Annotated in this window: 16 protein-coding genes; 9 read left to right on the top strand and 7 right to left on the bottom strand. The window is 50.0% G+C overall.

From position 1 onward, the window contains the following. Positions 1-102: 102 nt before the first annotated feature. Positions 103-909 (top strand): potassium channel family protein, encoded by an 807-nt coding sequence (locus Q0852_RS15365; protein ID WP_299019460.1) that lies wholly within the window; start codon positions 103-105, stop codon positions 907-909. Positions 910-966: 57 nt separating this feature from the next. Here Q0852_RS15365 and Q0852_RS15360 read toward each other — a convergent pair whose 3' ends face one another. Continuing rightward, entirely contained in the window at positions 967-2,481 is a 1,515-nt protein-coding gene (locus Q0852_RS15360; RefSeq protein WP_299019403.1) for an inorganic triphosphatase, read from the bottom strand. A gap of 184 nt (positions 2,482-2,665) precedes the next feature. Between Q0852_RS15360 and Q0852_RS15355 the strand changes: the two genes are divergently transcribed. From Q0852_RS15355 to Q0852_RS15345, 3 genes are all read left to right on the top strand, one after another. Continuing rightward, positions 2,666-3,346, top strand: coding sequence for a TIGR00153 family protein (locus Q0852_RS15355; protein ID WP_299019402.1), 681 nt, complete (start codon positions 2,666-2,668; stop codon positions 3,344-3,346). A 32-nt stretch (positions 3,347-3,378) separates the two neighbouring features. After that, positions 3,379-4,647 (top strand): inorganic phosphate transporter, encoded by a 1,269-nt coding sequence (locus Q0852_RS15350; RefSeq protein WP_299019401.1) that lies wholly within the window; start codon positions 3,379-3,381, stop codon positions 4,645-4,647. A gap of 114 nt (positions 4,648-4,761) precedes the next feature. Then, positions 4,762-5,379, top strand: a complete 618-nt coding sequence (locus tag Q0852_RS15345) for a TIGR04211 family SH3 domain-containing protein (protein WP_299019400.1) — start codon at positions 4,762-4,764, stop codon at positions 5,377-5,379. Positions 5,380-5,444: 65 nt separating this feature from the next. On the opposite strand, the gene Q0852_RS15340 is transcribed toward Q0852_RS15345, so the two are convergent. Both Q0852_RS15340 and Q0852_RS15335 read right to left on the bottom strand, forming a co-directional pair. Then, positions 5,445-6,338: a general secretion pathway protein GspB gene (locus tag Q0852_RS15340; protein ID WP_299019399.1), complete on the bottom strand. Its 894-nt coding sequence runs from the start codon at positions 6,336-6,338 to the stop codon at positions 5,445-5,447. Continuing rightward, complete coding sequence (locus Q0852_RS15335) at positions 6,338-7,990, bottom strand: AAA family ATPase (protein WP_299019398.1); 1,653 nt, start codon at positions 7,988-7,990, stop codon at positions 6,338-6,340. The genes Q0852_RS15340 and Q0852_RS15335 overlap by 1 nt, the downstream gene beginning before the upstream one ends. Before the next feature lie 272 nt (positions 7,991-8,262). On the opposite strand from Q0852_RS15335, the gene Q0852_RS15330 reads away from it, so the two are divergent. Then, on the top strand, positions 8,263-9,489 hold the full coding sequence (locus Q0852_RS15330; protein WP_299019397.1) for a multifunctional CCA addition/repair protein: 1,227 nt from the start codon (positions 8,263-8,265) through the stop codon (positions 9,487-9,489). Between the two features lie 75 nt (positions 9,490-9,564). On the opposite strand, the gene Q0852_RS15325 is transcribed toward Q0852_RS15330, so the two are convergent. Genes Q0852_RS15325 through folB form a run of 3 tightly spaced genes read right to left on the bottom strand, consistent with a single transcriptional unit; the run spans position 9,565 to position 11,214 of the window. Next, positions 9,565-10,368, bottom strand: coding sequence for an undecaprenyl-diphosphate phosphatase (locus Q0852_RS15325; protein WP_299019396.1), 804 nt, complete (start codon positions 10,366-10,368; stop codon positions 9,565-9,567). A 10-nt stretch (positions 10,369-10,378) separates the two neighbouring features. Continuing rightward, a complete protein-coding gene (gene folK, locus Q0852_RS15320) occupies positions 10,379-10,864 on the bottom strand; it encodes a 2-amino-4-hydroxy-6-hydroxymethyldihydropteridine diphosphokinase (protein WP_299019395.1) in 486 nt (161 codons plus the stop codon). Next, positions 10,861-11,214 (bottom strand): dihydroneopterin aldolase, encoded by a 354-nt coding sequence (gene folB, locus Q0852_RS15315; RefSeq protein WP_299019394.1) that lies wholly within the window; start codon positions 11,212-11,214, stop codon positions 10,861-10,863. The genes folK and folB overlap by 4 nt, the downstream gene beginning before the upstream one ends. 233 nt (positions 11,215-11,447) lie before the next feature. Here folB and plsY point away from each other — a divergent pair, with 233 nt between their 5' ends. Next, positions 11,448-12,056, top strand: a complete 609-nt coding sequence (plsY, locus tag Q0852_RS15310) for a glycerol-3-phosphate 1-O-acyltransferase PlsY (protein WP_299019392.1) — start codon at positions 11,448-11,450, stop codon at positions 12,054-12,056. A 76-nt stretch (positions 12,057-12,132) separates the two neighbouring features. Here the strand turns inward: plsY and tsaD are convergent, their stop codons facing one another. Further along, positions 12,133-13,152 carry a tRNA (adenosine(37)-N6)-threonylcarbamoyltransferase complex transferase subunit TsaD gene (gene tsaD, locus Q0852_RS15305; protein WP_299019391.1) on the bottom strand — a complete coding sequence of 340 codons (1,020 nt, stop codon included), beginning with the start codon at positions 13,150-13,152 and terminating at the stop codon, positions 12,133-12,135. Positions 13,153-13,334: 182 nt separating this feature from the next. Here tsaD and rpsU point away from each other — a divergent pair, with 182 nt between their 5' ends. The 3 genes from rpsU to dnaG all read left to right on the top strand — a co-directional run bounded on the left by rpsU (position 13,335) and on the right by dnaG (position 15,953). Further along, positions 13,335-13,550, top strand: coding sequence for a 30S ribosomal protein S21 (rpsU, locus tag Q0852_RS15300; RefSeq protein WP_005301411.1), 216 nt, complete (start codon positions 13,335-13,337; stop codon positions 13,548-13,550). Positions 13,551-13,581: 31 nt separating this feature from the next. Further along, positions 13,582-14,025, top strand: coding sequence for a GatB/YqeY domain-containing protein (locus Q0852_RS15295; protein WP_299019380.1), 444 nt, complete (start codon positions 13,582-13,584; stop codon positions 14,023-14,025). A 173-nt stretch (positions 14,026-14,198) separates the two neighbouring features. After that, complete coding sequence (gene dnaG, locus Q0852_RS15290) at positions 14,199-15,953, top strand: DNA primase (RefSeq protein ID WP_299019379.1); 1,755 nt, start codon at positions 14,199-14,201, stop codon at positions 15,951-15,953. Positions 15,954-16,019 lie beyond the last annotated feature (66 nt).

Genomic DNA, 16,019 nt, shown 5'->3' with positions numbered 1-16,019 from the left:
CGGCAGTGAGAGTTCCCCGTCCCACGACCGTTAGGATTATTTTCTAGCACAAAACAATAGCTGCTATTCTATATGTCTGCAGGCCATGACAAAAATTTAATGATGAAAAAGATCGACGCCATCAAACATGAACTCAATCCTATGAGCCTAATGGCCCTAGTATTATCTTTCGTCTCTCTTGCGATTGTGACAAGCTTAATATTTATTCCACAAAGTGAAGGGATTTATTCACTATTTCTGACTGTCGATACCTTCATCTGCCTGCTGTTCTGGTGCCAACTTCTGACCGACCTCGCTCGTTGTAACGATAAGCGAAGCTACCTCAAGCATCACTGGCCTGACTTTGTCGCCAGCATTCCGGTTATCGAGCCCGTCAGGTTCGCTCGAATCGTACAAATATTCCGAGTGATCCGGTTACTCCGCTCCGGCCATCAGATCATCAGCCATATCCGCCGCAACCGGCGCGAAGCAACTGTTGCCTCCATTTTCCTTCTGCTGACCGTCTTGGTTACCGTCGGCTCGGCACTGATGCTGCTGCTTGAAGGGAATCACCCTGAGTCTAATATCCATTCAGCGGGAGACGCTATATGGTGGGTATTTGTTACGATTTCGACAGTCGGCTATGGTGATCACTATCCAGTCACTGAACTTGGAAAAGCCCTGGCAGCCGTGATCATTATCTCCGGTGTCGGACTCTTTGGTATGGTGGCAGGCCTTATCAGCTCAATTATTTCCGATCCAACCCAAAAGAAAGAACAAAATGCCCGTCGGCATGAAGAAGAATGGCAGCAAATGCTGGCAACCCAGCAGCAATTACTTGAACGCCTCACCCGACTAGAACAACAGCTCAACGCGCAGCAACTCCTCCCTCGCCAAGCCAGGCAAACAGAGCAAGATTACCAAGAATAGATGATATAGAAACGCCCTGCTTTAGCAGGGCGTTTCAAGTAATCAATCTCGAGGCGACTATGGCCAGTACGGTAACTGTTCAATCCCGTTATGGCGAGTCTGTTCCATCGCATGGAGCAACGACTCTTCCTGACGACCCAGCCACTTTTCAATCTGGCTACGATCTTCCTCTTCCTGCTCTTCCAGTAACACTCTGATCGGCTCAAGCTGGCGCAAGTCTTCAATTCCGCGCAACAAGTCCAACCAAGGCATTCTAAAGCTAGCACGTTTATCCTCATCATACAGCTTGGCAAAACACAGGCCGCTCATCAAATTGCGAGTCAGGCGAGGCTGCTGATCAAGATAATCAATGCGACTCAGCTGTCGCTGCGCGGGGAACACATCCGCCAGCTCTTCCCAAGAGCGGGTCAGGACATTATCGGCAAAAGCCTTAATATTTCCAGCCAATCGCTCACGGGCCTTGTCATCAAGGAACGGCTGCCAGCCATGACTCAAAATCCAACGACTAAGATCCAGTAGCAAGCTACAATAACGGGCAGACTTCAGTAGCTCCATCATCTCATCCGCTTCCGGGAACTCAGCCTGACGAGCGTTCAGCAATTTCATCAATGCCTTACGGGCATTAAGCTTTTTCAGGGCATGGCCCTTGTCCGCCAGCAACTGTTCAATGCTAGCAAACTCTTCTAACCACTCCAGCTCACCTTCGAGCCAGTTCAGTTCCTGACGCAATAAGGCACTGGCTCTGCGCGGGATCATTCCACCAAACATCACCAAGGTCTGACGGATCAGAGTCAAAGCCTGATGAATCTGATATAACGCAGCCTGTTCCTGACGCTCGGCAAAAATCTGCTCATGGTAATGCCAATGTGCTAGCGCATGCTCCAGCGTTTTAACAAACACCGACTCGACGCTTTCTCGCGCCTGTACCGGTACAAACTGCAACGGTTTAACTGCATCTCCCTGGTAACCTGCTGCTAGACGGTAGCCACGGGCCGCCTTACTCAAGTTACCCAGACGCATGCCACCGTCGGCACACAATTCGCGGGCAAGGGTAAATAGCGCATCGGTCTGGCCGGATTTAAGCTCAAGCTCAACTTCGCAAATCGGGCTTGTCTGGCCATTGGCACTCACTTCACCCTGATCAAAAGCCAGTTCAATCTGGCTACCGTCCGGCATGGCTATTAGCCACTGCTGGCGTTCAAAGTCAGTAGAAAAAAGAGGTGCTAACTGCTGCTGTACTTCTGCAACATTGATATCTTCCGGCCAAGCATCGGCTGGATGCAAGGAAAGGTCAGGATCATTTCCATTGGTTTCAGCATTGTATTCCGGACGCTGGTGCAATCCTGCTACCACTCGTCCTGCTGTTTTCAATGTTTGAACAAAAACATCATCAAAACGACGGACCCGTAGGCCAATATCGTGCTGGCGAAGGATTTGGTCTGGGGTGTCGAAGTAGACATTGCCTAACATTCGACTACTTTGCTGCAGTATTTTCGCTTCAGATATTTTGCGTAATAATTGACTCGAAAATTCTGGTGAGACGAAAAACTTCAGTTCTATCTCGGTTTCCATAGTTATACCTATAAACAGTGGCAAACCAAGGATATTTGCAATTGGGCTTCGGGGCAAGCATGAAATATCGACAAAACCTTGATCGAAAATAGTTCCCCTATACTAACTTATACGTTAACATGCGCGCCTTAATGACCATCGCTCAAGATTTAGCCTTATAAGGCACTCTTTAGGTTGATCGGCTATGCCAGTAAATACAATTATGGGGCTCTTTGCTAAATCCCCAATCAAACCATTGCAACGTCATGTTACTCGTGTAACTGAATGTTGCGAATTGCTTGTTCCTTTTTTCGAGGCATGTCATGCCGGCGATTGGGAAAAAGCGTCGAACTTACGCGAACAAATCTCGCAGCTTGAAAAAGATGCGGATGTGTTGAAGCGTGAGATCCGCCTCAAACTACCTCGTGGTCTTTTCATGCCAGTCGATCGTACTGACATGCTTGGCCTTCTAACCCAGCAGGATAAGCTTGCTAATCTGTCCAAAGATATCGCTGGTCGAGTCTTGGGCCGTCAGCTGCGAATTCCTGATGCCTTATACCCGGATTTCATTGCCTACGTCCAACGTTGCCTTGATGCAGCCAATCAGGCTAGCCGTGTTATTAACGAGCTGGATGAACTGCTAGAAACCGGCTTCAAAGGCAGGGAAGTGACACTGGTTGCTGAAATGATTAATCAGCTGGATGTTATCGAAGATGACACTGACACCATGCAGATTCAATTACGCCAACAACTTATGTCCATCGAAGACCAATACAGTCCGGTGGATGTCATGTTCCTGTACAAAATTCTCGAGTGGGTTGGCAGTATTGCTGACCAGGCACAACGTGTCGGCTCGCGACTAGAAATAATGCTATCGCGTTCTTAAGCGAGAGAGTTGAATAAAAACAAGGTTTTACAATGGAAATCCTGGCTAACTACGGCACTATGATTATCATGGTGGCAGCTTTTTTCGGTTTTTTAATGGCCGTAGGTATTGGTGCGAATGATGTTGCTAATGCCATGGGGACATCTGTAGGCTCCAAAGCGCTAACTGTTAAACAAGCAATCATCATCGCGATGATTTTTGAATTTGCCGGTGCTTACCTGGCAGGCGGTGAAGTAACCGACACCATCCGTAAAGGGGTCATCGAGACTTCTTTCTATGCTGATCAACCAGAAATTTTGGTTTACGGCATGATGTCTGCCCTGCTTGCTGCGGGTACTTGGCTGCTTGTGGCTTCCTTCATGGGCTGGCCGGTATCAACAACTCACTCAATCATCGGTGCTATCATCGGTTTTGCCTGTGTGTCTGTTGGTACGGACGCCGTGGACTGGAACTCAGTTAAGGGCATCGTCGGCAGTTGGATTATTACCCCGGTCATTTCTGGTTTCTTTGCTTATGCGATTTTCGTCAGTGCCCAGCGCCTGATCTTTGATACCGACAATCCGCTAGTTAATGCAAAACGTTTCGTGCCTGTTTACATGTTCATCACGGCGATGGTCATTGCTCTGGTAACAATCAAGAAAGGCTTGAAACACGTTGGTTTGCACCTCTCTAGCGGTGAAGCTTGGGCTGCCTCAATTGCAGTATCGACTATCATTATGCTATTCGGCTACTTCTATATCAGCCGTAAGTACACTGATGACGGTACTTCAGTCGACACCAACGGCTATGCGGGCGTTGAACGCGTCTTCAGTCTGCTAATGGTTGTAACAGCCTGTGCGATGGCATTTGCCCATGGTTCAAATGACGTAGCCAATGCGATTGGCCCACTATCTGCCGTTGTATCAACAGTAGAAAACATGGGGCAAATCACGGCTAAAAGTTCAATTGCCTGGTGGATCCTGCCTCTTGGCGGCGTCGGTATCGTCTTTGGTCTGGCGACCCTGGGTCATAAAGTAATGGCAACCGTAGGTACCGGTATTACCGAACTAACACCAAGCCGTGGTTTTGCTGCTCAATTGGCAACTGCATCCACTGTAGTTCTTGCATCAGGCACAGGTCTGCCAATCTCCACCACCCAAACTTTGGTTGGTGCAGTATTAGGTGTAGGCTTTGCCCGAGGCATTGCAGCCCTAAACCTAGGCGTTGTACGTAACATTGTTGCCTCTTGGGTTGTTACCCTTCCAGCCGGTGCGCTGCTTGCAGTCATCTTCTTCTATGCTATGCAAGCCATCTTCGGCTAAAAGTGGTACAGGTTCAAAAGAGGGAGGCTTTGCCTCCCTCTTTTCTTGCACCTTGGACACAAAGTTCTTAGTATTTGTGTTCAGACAGAATACTGGCTCCTCAAGGACTATATTGTGAAGCATCTAATCAGCATCCTATTACTCGCTTGCACCGTGCTGACCCTACCGGTGAAAGCCGCACAGGTTCGTTATATCTCTGACGATCTGTTTACTTACATGCACAGGGGCCCTAGTACCCAATACCGTATTATTGGCAGCATCAATGCAGGCTCTAAAGTTTCTCTGCTGGAAACCAATAAAGAAAGCGGATATAGCAAAATCACCGATAGCCGCGGCCGTACCGGCTGGGTTAACACCGATTTCATCTCCAAGCAGAAAGGCTTGAAAGAACGCTACCCGGCATTGGAAAAAGAACTGGGCGAAGTAAAAGCCGCACTGAACGAAGCTCAGTCTTCGAGTGACGAGAAAATGGCTAGCCTGAAAGACTCATTGCAGATCCGCACTGAACAAATCACGGAGCTGGAGTCACAGAATAACCAGCTTAATGAGCAGCTGATGTCATCTCAGGCTGAGATCCGCGAGCTACGCGCCCAAATTGATACCCAGAAAGATGATCTGCTAATGAAGTGGTTCACCTACGGTGGTATGGTCGCTGGTGCAGGTTTACTATTCGGCCTTATTCTGCCACACCTTATCCCTCGACGCCGTAAACGTAATAACGGCTGGGCGTAAATATCATCTGAATTCACAAAAATGGCAGCCCGTGGCTGCCATTTTTTTATCTTTGGTTACCGCCGTTACCACTCCGATAACGAAGGCATGGAAACCAGATAAGACTCAAAATCAAAGACAACCTGCCGCGGCTCAATCCGGCGCAACGTTACGCCGGGCGCAATCTCATCGCCTTCAAAAGCCTCACGGCCATTCACCTTAACCCAACGACTATTCGCGGTAGAAGAATAGATATGAGTTTGGAAATCAAGCGACGGTATTCGGCTTTGAACCGATGCTGGCAACTCTCCTAAGGCTATCGCCTTAATCTCCGGTTCTGTCTGTTGAGCTAGTGCCGACTCACTCGGTTCCTCTGGCTGAACAGGCGGTTCATCACCATCCGTTGCTGCAATTGCCGATTTCAGCTGCTCTGCCAATTGTGGCGATAGCTCAGAGTAGTCCAGTTCATCCAAGTTCCAATCATTATCAGCGGCCTCTGCTGATACGGTCTTTGTCTTACTCACCGGTTGGTTATTAGCCGGGACTGCCGCTGGCTGCACTGAACGTACTGCTGCACGGTTCGACAACAGATGATTCAGCGACGGTAGCGGCTCTGTTCGCAGTTCAGGATAAGGCAGTAAACGAATCGTACTCTCACCTGCAAGCAGTAATGTTTCATCCATATACGTCTCTGTCTGCCCGGCTTTTACCATAACAGGCGCTGGCATTACCTTCGGTGCCTCAATTTTTGCCTGAATCACTGCAGCAGGAACAATCTCTGCAACCTCAGTAATTTCAACAGAGCGCCACTGACTATAAGCCAAAGTCCCCGCAACCGGGACAGCCACCAGCAAAGCAGGTAATAACCAGGATGAAAGCTGGCGCGCTGTCGTAGCCGACCTCACAGGCTGGCTAGGCTGTGAGGAATAAACCTGGTATTGCTGCTCTGACTGCGCAATCGCATTAAGTAAGTTCGACATTAACTTTTCTCCGGTTGCAGTGTCGGTCCAGGTAAATTCAGGGCTGAGTCAAGAAGCATCAAGGTTCTCGGCCCGGCAATACCGTCAGCCGTCAAATCTTGCGCCCGCTGGAAACGACGTAACTTATCGAGCAAGACCTGATCAAACCGATCTGCCTGCGATAGAGGTTCACCGAGCAATAAGCTCAACTGCTGGCTCAGCCACTGCACCCTAGGTCCCTGCTGGCCATAACGGATTGTCGTCTTATCTCCCAGCGGCGGACGCCACAATAACGTATAGGCCCTCTGCCAACGTGCATTGAACCAGTCATAATCGACAGCTATCCGCTTCCCAGCCAGCAATAGCTCTATGCTGTCATCATAGATGGCATACAATACCGCGTAGGAAACCGGCTGCTCGGCTTCCTGCAATGGCACGATAACCGGCCGGTTGATAATACTCAGCTGCTCAATATTGCTCTTGCCCTGGTAGCAACTCAAATCGATTCGCTGGCTAGTCTCGCAGTTAGCCTCATTCAGTCGGGTCTCATAGCCCCACAAACGATAGAGTGTCTGCATTGCCTGACGCTCCGAACGACTTTGCTCTTTCAGCTGTTGCCATCGGTCCACCGGATCAGGTTTCACCGTCTTCGGCACCACCACTGGTTGCGATACCACGGCAACCGGTGAAACATCTGGCTGAGCTTCCACTTCCTGCACGGCGACGACAGAAGAGGCTTTCGGCACCCCCTGCAAGTACCAAATACCAGCCGACATCAGCCCACCAAGCACCAGAGCACCACCCCAGCGAAGAGCCCAACCGGCATATACACGGGAACCGCCTATCATTGGTCGCTCTGCAGGCAACTGCCAACTCAGCACCTCATCACACGCCCTGCTGACAATCGCCTTAGTCACCTGGTGAGTCGTCTGCTGACAAGCCAGCAGCATCGCCTTGTCACAAACCAGGTTGATCAAGCGTGGAATACCATTGGTAGCCTTGGCTATCTGCCGGGTCAACGACGGTTCAAAAACGTTATACAGGCAATTGACCGCCCTCAGACGGTAATTAATGTATTCATCAACTTCTTCCGGTGTCAGCGGCAACAAGTGGTAACGGGAGGTGATCCGCTGGGCTAACTGACGCAACCGCTCCTGCTGCAACAACTGCTGCAGTTCAGGCTGACCGACCAATACCACCTTTAGTAACTTGCGACTCTCTGTTTCCAGGTTCGTCAACAAACGCAGCTGCTCCAGTACATCCGGCATCAGGTGCTGGGCCTCATCAACCAACAGCAAGGTTTGCTTACCTTCACCATGATTAGCGAGCAAATGCTGGTAAATACAATCAGTTATTTTTTTATAACTGGCATCTTCCGGGTAATCGACACCCAGCTCATCACAAATAGTGGCCAATAGCTCATGGGCTGACAGAGCCGGATTTAAAATAATGGCCACCTGGGTTTCCTGAGGCAAGCGGGATACCAGAGCCCGTAGCACAGTAGTTTTTCCGGTTCCGACTTCACCCGTCAGCAACCCAAAGCCGCCCCCCCCCGACAAACTCGCCAGCATATGAGTCAACGCTTCCCGGTGACGTTCGCTGAGATAGAGGAATCGAGCGCTGGGTACAATTGAAAATGGGGATTCGGTTATTCCAAAGAAATCCTTGTACATACCTTATACTCTTGTACCTGTGGTTGATGATACTTGGCCTATTGAAACACCAAACTGAACAATGTACTAACCTGTCCGTAACATTGAAAAGGCTTAGATTCTTGTTCAGTTTGGTATTCTTTATCAGGACTGTAATATATTTGTGGAATTAGCACTAAATTACCTTTGCTACCCAAGATTGTATACCCTGATACCGTATTGAAGCGATCTATAACGCAAAGGTGATCAATACGATATCCAAATTCGTCGTTGTAAAACGAAAGGAGTTAAGCTTGCAAACCTATCTTGTCGGTGGTGCCGTCCGTGATGCGCTGCTGGGATTGACAGTAAAAGACAAAGACTGGGTTGTGGTTGGTGCCACACCGCAACAAATGCTCGATCGGGGCTACAGCCAGGTCGGCAGTGACTTTCCTGTTTTCTTGCATCCAAAAACCAAGCAGGAATACGCATTAGCTCGGACAGAGCGCAAGTCCGGCCATGGTTATACTGGTTTCATCTGCCATTCGGCTCCAGACGTCACCCTTGAACAAGATTTGATGCGGCGGGATCTGACCATCAACGCCATCGCCCGGGCCGACGACGGAACCCTGTTCGACCCTTATAACGGCCAGCAGGATCTACAGAACAAGCAACTGCGCCATGTCTCGCCAGCCTTTGTCGAAGACCCACTACGCGTTCTTCGTGTTGCTCGTTTTGCCGCGCGCTTTGCCCACCTTGGCTTTACCGTTGCACCGGAAACCATGGCACTGATGCAGGAAATGGTGGTGGCCGGTGAACTCAAAGCCCTGACTCCGGAGCGAGTTTGGAAAGAGTGGGAAAAATCCCTCTCATCAGCCAACCCGGAAGTATTCCTCAAGGTTCTCAGACAATGCGGCGCCCTTGGCGTTATCATGCCAGAGCTTGATGCCCTGTTCGGCATCCCACAACCGGAGCAATGGCACCCGGAAATCGACTGTGGACTACACACCGTACTGGTTGCCGAACAAGCCGCCCGACTAAGCGAAGCTCCTATCATCCGTTTTGCCGCCCAGGTTCATGACCTTGGCAAGGCCTTAACACCAAAGGAAGAATGGCCTAGCCACACGATGCATTGCCAGACGGGGCTCAATGCCATCAAGGCATTGTGTCAGCGGTTACGGATACCGAATGACTACCGTGACCTCGCACTGGTCGTCTGCGCCCAACATACTAAGATCCATAACGCCCATGAGCTACGCCCGGGCACCTTTATCAAGATCTTCGACCAGATGGACGCCTGGAGAAAGCCTGAGCGTATTGGGCAACTGGCTCTGTGTTGCCATGCCGATGTCCGCGGTCGTACTAACCACGAAGATGATGCCTACCCCCAGGCAGATAGTCTTCAAACTGCGTTCTCGGCCGCCCAGAACGTCGATGTCAAACCAATTATCGAGGCTGGCTTCAAGGGCAAAGAGATCAAAGAACAACTGGCTCTGCGCCGTACAGAAGCTATCAAAGCCTGCCTAGCAACCTTCAGGTAAGAAGGGCTCTCTTCTCATCGAAAAATAAAAAACCCGGCAAAAATGCCGGGCTTTCTATATCTAATCAAACTCACCTTACTGGCTAAGCAAGAATGCAATCAGGCCTGCGCCCAGCAACAAGCGGTAAATCACAAATGGCAGCATCCCCAAGCGGGTTACCAGCTTCAGAAAAACGTGGATACATGCATAGGCACTGACAAATGACACGGCAATACCAATACCCAGGGAACCCAAATCAACTGCTTCACCGCTCGTAACCAGTTTCAGTCCAAGGTAACCGCCGGCAAGCAAAATAATCGGGATCGACATCAGGAAAGAAAAACGTGCTGCCGCATCTCGGGTAAAGCCCAGATGCAGTGCTGCCGTCATCGTCGCTCCCGAGCGGGAAGTCCCCGGGATCATCGCAGCGGCTTGAGCAAGACCGATAAACAATGACTGCTTCCAGCTAGTCTGATACTCATCAGCATGCAAACTTGCACGGGAGTCCACCCACCATAAAAGCAAACCAAAGAAAATCGTTGTACCGGCAATCACCCACGCCGAGCGCAGATAAAGCTCAATAATGTCTTTCATAAACAAGCCAAACAAGCAGGCCGGTATCGTCGCCAGTACGATCATCCATGCCAACTTGGCCTCGCCGCAACGGCGGCCTTTGAAAATAGAGCCCAACCAGGCTCCCAGCAAAGCCACCACTTCCTTGCGGAAATAACCAATAACAGCAGCCAAAGTACCAACATGCACCGCGACATCAAACGCTAACCCTTGATCTGCCCACCCAAAAACTTGAGACGGCAGAATAAGGTGAGCCGAACTCGAAATAGGCAAAAACTCAGTCAGCCCCTGGATCAGGGCCAATGCGAAGGCTTCAAAATGACTCATTATCTATCCTTTAACATGCAACTTTTTCTACAGGCCAAAGCGCCTGTGTATGTTCAAATGCCTGCCAAATCTCGCTGACTGTCCGCCCATCTCCAGGGATCACCCGCTCAGGACACAGCTCAACCATCGGCAGTAACACAAAAGCAAACTTATACAGATCAGAACGTGGAAGGTGCGGTGAGTTATCCTGCACCACATCACCAAACAGCAGGATATCCAAATCCAAAGTTCGACTCTGATTCTTCTGCGCGTCAGGAGCCCGCCCATAAGTCAGCTCAACCTGCTTGAGGGTCTGCTGCAAAACAGCAAGCTGCAGAGACGTTTCCATTTCAACAACGCAATTGTAAAAATTCGGCCCGCTGAACCCGACTGGTTCAGCTTCAAATATCTTCGAGACCCGGATCCCGGCTCCCAATTTTTTCAGCTCGGCAACCGCCGCATGAATGTGGTATTCACGCTCAATATTGGAACCGATACTGATATAAACGGTGGTCACTTACTGCCCCGTTCAATCAGCACCCCGACCCCTCGGGCATTCACTACCGCACCAGGTTTGGTTACCCTAACCCGGATCCACGGCACAGAAAACTGAGTCATAATCAAGGTTGCCACTTCCTCGGCAACACGCTCAACCAACAAAAAACGGCCATTCTGAATGTGCTCTGTGACAGCATTGCTTACCGCGGCATAATCCAAGGCATAAGCAACATCATCGCTCTCTGCCGCCGGGCGGTTATCATGCGCCACCTCCAAATCCAGCACTAACTTCTGCTTGATGGCCTGTTCCCAGTCATACACCCCAATGGTGGCGATAACTTCAAGATGTTCGATAAATACTGAATCCATGTTCAATCGCTAATTTTGTTAGAGGTCGGATACCTAATTTGAGCAAAAACGCGTATTATCAGGTCGTAATCGTCAACAATCATGACGCTCATCTGCCACAGTGCATCAGCAATGCGGACAGAATGCGAGCACTATACCACATGAGTGCCAATGCGGCATGAAAGTCTGCCCCTAAAGATCAGCAGTCATTTTGAAGAAGACGATACCTCTGTCACTAGCCGTTGGAAGTTTGCATGACACCACTTGTTCTTCTGATCATTATTGGCGCCTACCTGCTTGGCTCGATATCAAGCGCCGTGCTGATCTGCCGCCTTTGCGGCCTACCGGATCCCCGCGACAGCGGTTCCGGCAACCCGGGAGCGACCAACGTCCTGCGCCTTGGCGGACGGGGCGCAGCAGCCATGGTGCTGGTATGCGACATCCTCAAAGGCATGCTACCGGTCTGGCTAAGTTACTTTATTGGCGTCAACCCTTTCCTGCTAGGGATAATCGGCATTGCCGCATGCCTGGGCCATATCTACCCACTCTTTTTCCATTTTCGCGGCGGCAAAGGCGTCGCAACCGCCCTCGGAGCCCTGGCGCCAATTGGCTGGGATCTCAGCGGAATACTGATCGGCACCTGGCTGCTAACAGTTCTGATTTGCGGTTACTCCTCACTTGGCTCATTGATCACCGCCCTGATGGCACCAATGTTTACCTGGTGGATTAAACCGGAATACACCATGCCGGTTTCCATGCTCTCTTGCCTGATCGTCTTTCGCCACCATGAGAATGTCCGCCGACTGCTCGAAGGCAAGGAAAGCAAAATCTGGAACAAATTCACCCGCAATTCCAAGCACTGAAAACGATAGCTTTCTATAACAGATAAAAAAAGGGCGGCCCCTGGGGTCGCCCTTAATATATTCATCAAGCTGATACTTAGTCACGAATCGGCTTAAGCTGGTCAATCGGCCAGCGCGGGTAAGCCTTCACCCCAAGATCCATGATTTCCTGGTTCTTCAGGCGCTGCATCCCTGCATATGCAATCATCGCCCCGTTATCAGTGCAGAATTCAGTACGCGGATAGAACACCTCACCCTTCATTCCAACCATCAGCTTCTCCAGTTCCTGGCGCAGATACTTATTCGCACTCACGCCACCAGCAATCACTAAGCGATTAAACCCGGTCTGTTTCAGAGCTCGCTTACATTTGATTGCCAAAGTATCAACAACGGCCTCCTGGAAAGCAAAAGCGATATCCGCACGGGTCTGCTCATCATCGTCATTGGCACGGATTGTATTGGCTGCAAATGTCTTCAATCCTGAAAAGCTGAAATCCAGCCCCGGACGATCGGTCATCGGGCGCGGGAATTTAAAGCGACCCGGTGTGCCCTTCTCTGCCAGTCTCGACAGCAATGGCCCACCCGGATAATCCAGTCCCATCAGTTTAGCTGTTTTATCAAATGCTTCACCGGCGGCATCATCAATCGACTCACCCAGGATCTGGTATTCACCGATCCCTTTCACTTCCACCATCATGGTATGACCACCGGAAACCAGCAGCGCCACAAACGGGAATTCAGGCGGATTATCTTCCAGCATCGGAGCCAACAAATGACCTTCCATATGGTGGACAGCTACCGCTGGCAAATCCCATGCGTACGCCAAGCTACGGCCAATGGTCGCACCTACCAGCAAAGCACCAACCAAACCGGGGCCTGCGGTATAAGCAACCCCGTCAAGATCAGCCGGGGTCAGGCCAGCATCCGCCAACGCCGCCTTGATCAGCGGAATTGTCTTTTTAACATGGTCACGCGAGGCCAGCTCAGGCACCACACCGCCATAGTCCGCGTGCAGTTTTACCTGGCTATAAAGCTCATGTGCCAATAGGCCCTTTTCATCATCGAAAATAGCAACGCCTGTTTCGTCACAGGAGGTTTCGATGCCCAGTATACGCATAACAACCTCTATACTTATGGTAATTGGAGGCAATGTTACCGCCCTTAACAGAAATTAACCAGTTCAGGGTTGCAGAATGCTTTACAAATGCCCCCAGATCAGATTAGAATTTCGCACCATTTTTAATCAGCTGACACTTTTGAACGTCAGCGTTAACCGAATCACTCTGAGGTGAGTATTACATGCCAGTAATCAAAGTACGTGAAAACGAACCGTTTGACGTAGCACTACGTCGTTTCAAGCGCTCTTGCGAAAAAGCAGGTATCCTTTCTGAAGTACGTCGTCGTGAACACTTCGAAAAGCCTACTACTGTACGTAAACGTGCGAAAGCAGCGGCAGTTAAGCGTCACCTGAAGAAATTGGCTCGCGAAAACGCGCGTCGCGTTCGTCTGTACTAATCGAACGATTAATTAACAGAAGGAACGTGTTATGACTCTGATTGAACGTCTTAAAGACGAACAAAAAGCGGCGATGAAGGCAAAAGATAAGCCTCGTCTAGGTGCTATCCGTTTAGTTATGGCTGCCATCAAACAGCGTGAAGTTGACGAAAAGATCACTCTTTCCGAAGACGACGTGCTGGCAGTGCTGACTAAAATGGTGAAGCAACGTCGTGATTCTGTTGCTCAATATGAAGCTGCAGGTCGCCAGGATCTTGCTGATGTTGAGCTGGCTGAAATTTCAGTTCTGGAAGAGTTCATGCCTCAACCACTGAGCGACGACGAAGTTGCTGCTCTGCTGGATGAAGCTATTGCTGCAACCGGAGCTGCCAGCATGCAAGACATGGGCAAACTGATGGGCGTACTAAAACCGCAGGTTCAGGGTCGTGCCGATATGGGTAAAGTTAGCCAATTAGTGAAAGCTAAACTTAGCTAATACTAACCCAATTCTGCAACAAGCCGTGCTATCCATTTAGGAATGCGCGGCTTGTTTGTATTTCGCTCCCATAATTCTTAGAATTTGATACCAATCTAAATCGCTATATCCTTAAGTGCTTAATAGCTATTTAGTTTGGTATTACTCACGTTTTATCAGGTAAAGCTTTCTCTATGGCTGGAAAAATCCCTCGTTCATTTATCGATGATCTCATCTCACGACATGATATCGTGGATGTGGTTGATGCACGGGTGAAACTAAAAAAGCAAGGCAAGAACTTTGGTGCCTGCTGTCCCTTCCATAATGAGAAAACCCCTTCTTTTTCTGTCAGCCAGGAAAAGCAGTTCTATCACTGCTTCGGCTGTGGCGCCCACGGCAACGTCCTCGATTTCGTTATGGAATTCGACCGCCTGGAATTTGTCGAGGCAATAGAAGAACTGGCCTCACAGCTTGGGCTGGAAGTGCCTCGCGAACAAGGCAGCGGCGGTGGCCAACCCGGTACGCGCAGCAAAGAAAAGCTAGGGCTTTATGAGATGATGGGACAAATTTCCCAGTTCTATAAATCCCAGCTCCGCACCCAAGAAGGCCAGGTTGCCGTTGACTACCTGAAAGACCGGGGCCTGTCAGGTGAAGTGGTTCAGAAGTTCGGTATCGGTTTTGTACCCGACCAGTGGGATCTTGTTCGCAACCGCTTTGGCCGCGATATGGAAGCCCAACAGGGGCTGGTAACCGCGGGAATGCTGATCGAGAACGATAACGGCCGCCGTTATGACCGCTTTCGAGGGCGGGTTATGTTCCCAATCCACGACCGCCGTGGCCGTGTTATCGGCTTTGGTGGCCGGGTATTGGGTGATGGTACCCCCAAATACCTCAACTCGCCGGAAACCCCGATTTTCCATAAAGGCCGTGAACTCTATGGCCTTTACGAAGTCCTTCAGGCCCATCGCGAACCAGAAAAACTTCTGGTGGTAGAAGGCTATATGGATGTCGTTGCCCTGGCGCAATTCGGGGTCGACTATGCCGTTGCCTCCCTAGGTACCTCCACGACCGGCGATCATATCCAGACCATGTTCCGCCAAACAGGTACTGTCGTTTGCTGTTACGACGGCGATCGCGCCGGTCGCGATGCGGCATGGCGAGCGATGGAGCAAGCCCTGCCTTACCTGACCGACGGCCGACAGCTCAAGTTCATGTTCCTGCCCGATGGCGAGGATCCGGATACCTATATCCGTCAATTTGGCCGTGAGGGTTTCGAGCAACAAGTCAGCGAAGCGATGTCATTGTCGGAATTCATGTTCAACTCACTGGTTGCACAAGTGGATATGAGCAGCAAAGAAGGCAAGGCAAAGCTGAAAACGCTGGCCAAACCGCTATTAGAAAAAGTTGCGGGCGAAACGCTTCGTGAATACCTGTTAAATGCACTAGGCTATAATTTAGGGTTACCACCAGATCAAATCAGGCTTGAACTGAAACGGGATGACAACCAGCGACCACTTCAGCCGCAGCAAAACATCAAGCGTACACCAATGCGTGATGTCATTGCTCTACTGATCCAAAACCCCGGTTTTGTAAACAGCCTGGAATTTGATATGGCTGCATTTGAAGGGATTGATGTTCCTGGACTAAATTTATTGTTATCAGTGGTTGATAAATGCCGAACTAACCCCAATATCACTACAGGCCAGTTACTAGAGTCCTGGCGTGGCAGCAAAAGCGAGAACATGATGGCCCGTTTGGCCTCATGGCAACTGCCCCTCGCAAAAGACGAGGACAACACTCTAGATGTATTTTTGGACGCGATGGATAAAGTTATCGATCAATGCGTCAAACAACAAATCGAAAAGTTGCAGGCTAAATCGAACACCGTCGGCTTATCAGTCGAAGAGAAGCGGGAGTTGCAGTTACTTATACTCAACCGTCCCGGCTAGTAAGTAGTCAACAATTCAAAAATTTGTTAAGTTTACAGGTTTGCATCTCTGCATACTAAACTCTCA

Source organism: uncultured Photobacterium sp., assembly GCF_947502415.1.
Lineage (GTDB): Bacteria > Pseudomonadota > Gammaproteobacteria > Enterobacterales > Vibrionaceae > Photobacterium.
Note: the sequence above shows the minus strand (reverse complement) of the source record. Positions and strands in the feature narration are given on the sequence as shown.

Excerpts from the sequence above, each read along its gene's own strand:
- Q0852_RS15350 (WP_299019401.1), top strand. The coding sequence starts at position 3,379 with ATGGAAATCCTGGCTAACTACGGCACTATGATTATCATGGTGGCAGCT.
- rpsU (WP_005301411.1), top strand. The coding sequence starts at position 13,335 with ATGCCAGTAATCAAAGTACGTGAAAACGAACCGTTTGACGTAGCACTA.
- Q0852_RS15365 (WP_299019460.1), top strand. The coding sequence starts at position 103 with ATGAAAAAGATCGACGCCATCAAACATGAACTCAATCCTATGAGCCTA.
- Q0852_RS15325 (WP_299019396.1), bottom strand. The coding sequence starts at position 10,368 with ATGAGTCATTTTGAAGCCTTCGCATTGGCCCTGATCCAGGGGCTGACT.
- dnaG (WP_299019379.1), top strand. The coding sequence starts at position 14,199 with ATGGCTGGAAAAATCCCTCGTTCATTTATCGATGATCTCATCTCACGA.
- Q0852_RS15335 (WP_299019398.1), bottom strand. The coding sequence starts at position 7,990 with ATGTACAAGGATTTCTTTGGAATAACCGAATCCCCATTTTCAATTGTA.
- plsY (WP_299019392.1), top strand. The coding sequence starts at position 11,448 with ATGACACCACTTGTTCTTCTGATCATTATTGGCGCCTACCTGCTTGGC.
- folB (WP_299019394.1), bottom strand. The coding sequence starts at position 11,214 with ATGGATTCAGTATTTATCGAACATCTTGAAGTTATCGCCACCATTGGG.
- Q0852_RS15360 (WP_299019403.1), bottom strand. The coding sequence starts at position 2,481 with ATGGAAACCGAGATAGAACTGAAGTTTTTCGTCTCACCAGAATTTTCG.
- tsaD (WP_299019391.1), bottom strand. The coding sequence starts at position 13,152 with ATGCGTATACTGGGCATCGAAACCTCCTGTGACGAAACAGGCGTTGCT.
- Q0852_RS15295 (WP_299019380.1), top strand. The coding sequence starts at position 13,582 with ATGACTCTGATTGAACGTCTTAAAGACGAACAAAAAGCGGCGATGAAG.
- Q0852_RS15355 (WP_299019402.1), top strand. The coding sequence starts at position 2,666 with ATGCCAGTAAATACAATTATGGGGCTCTTTGCTAAATCCCCAATCAAA.
- Q0852_RS15340 (WP_299019399.1), bottom strand. The coding sequence starts at position 6,338 with ATGTCGAACTTACTTAATGCGATTGCGCAGTCAGAGCAGCAATACCAG.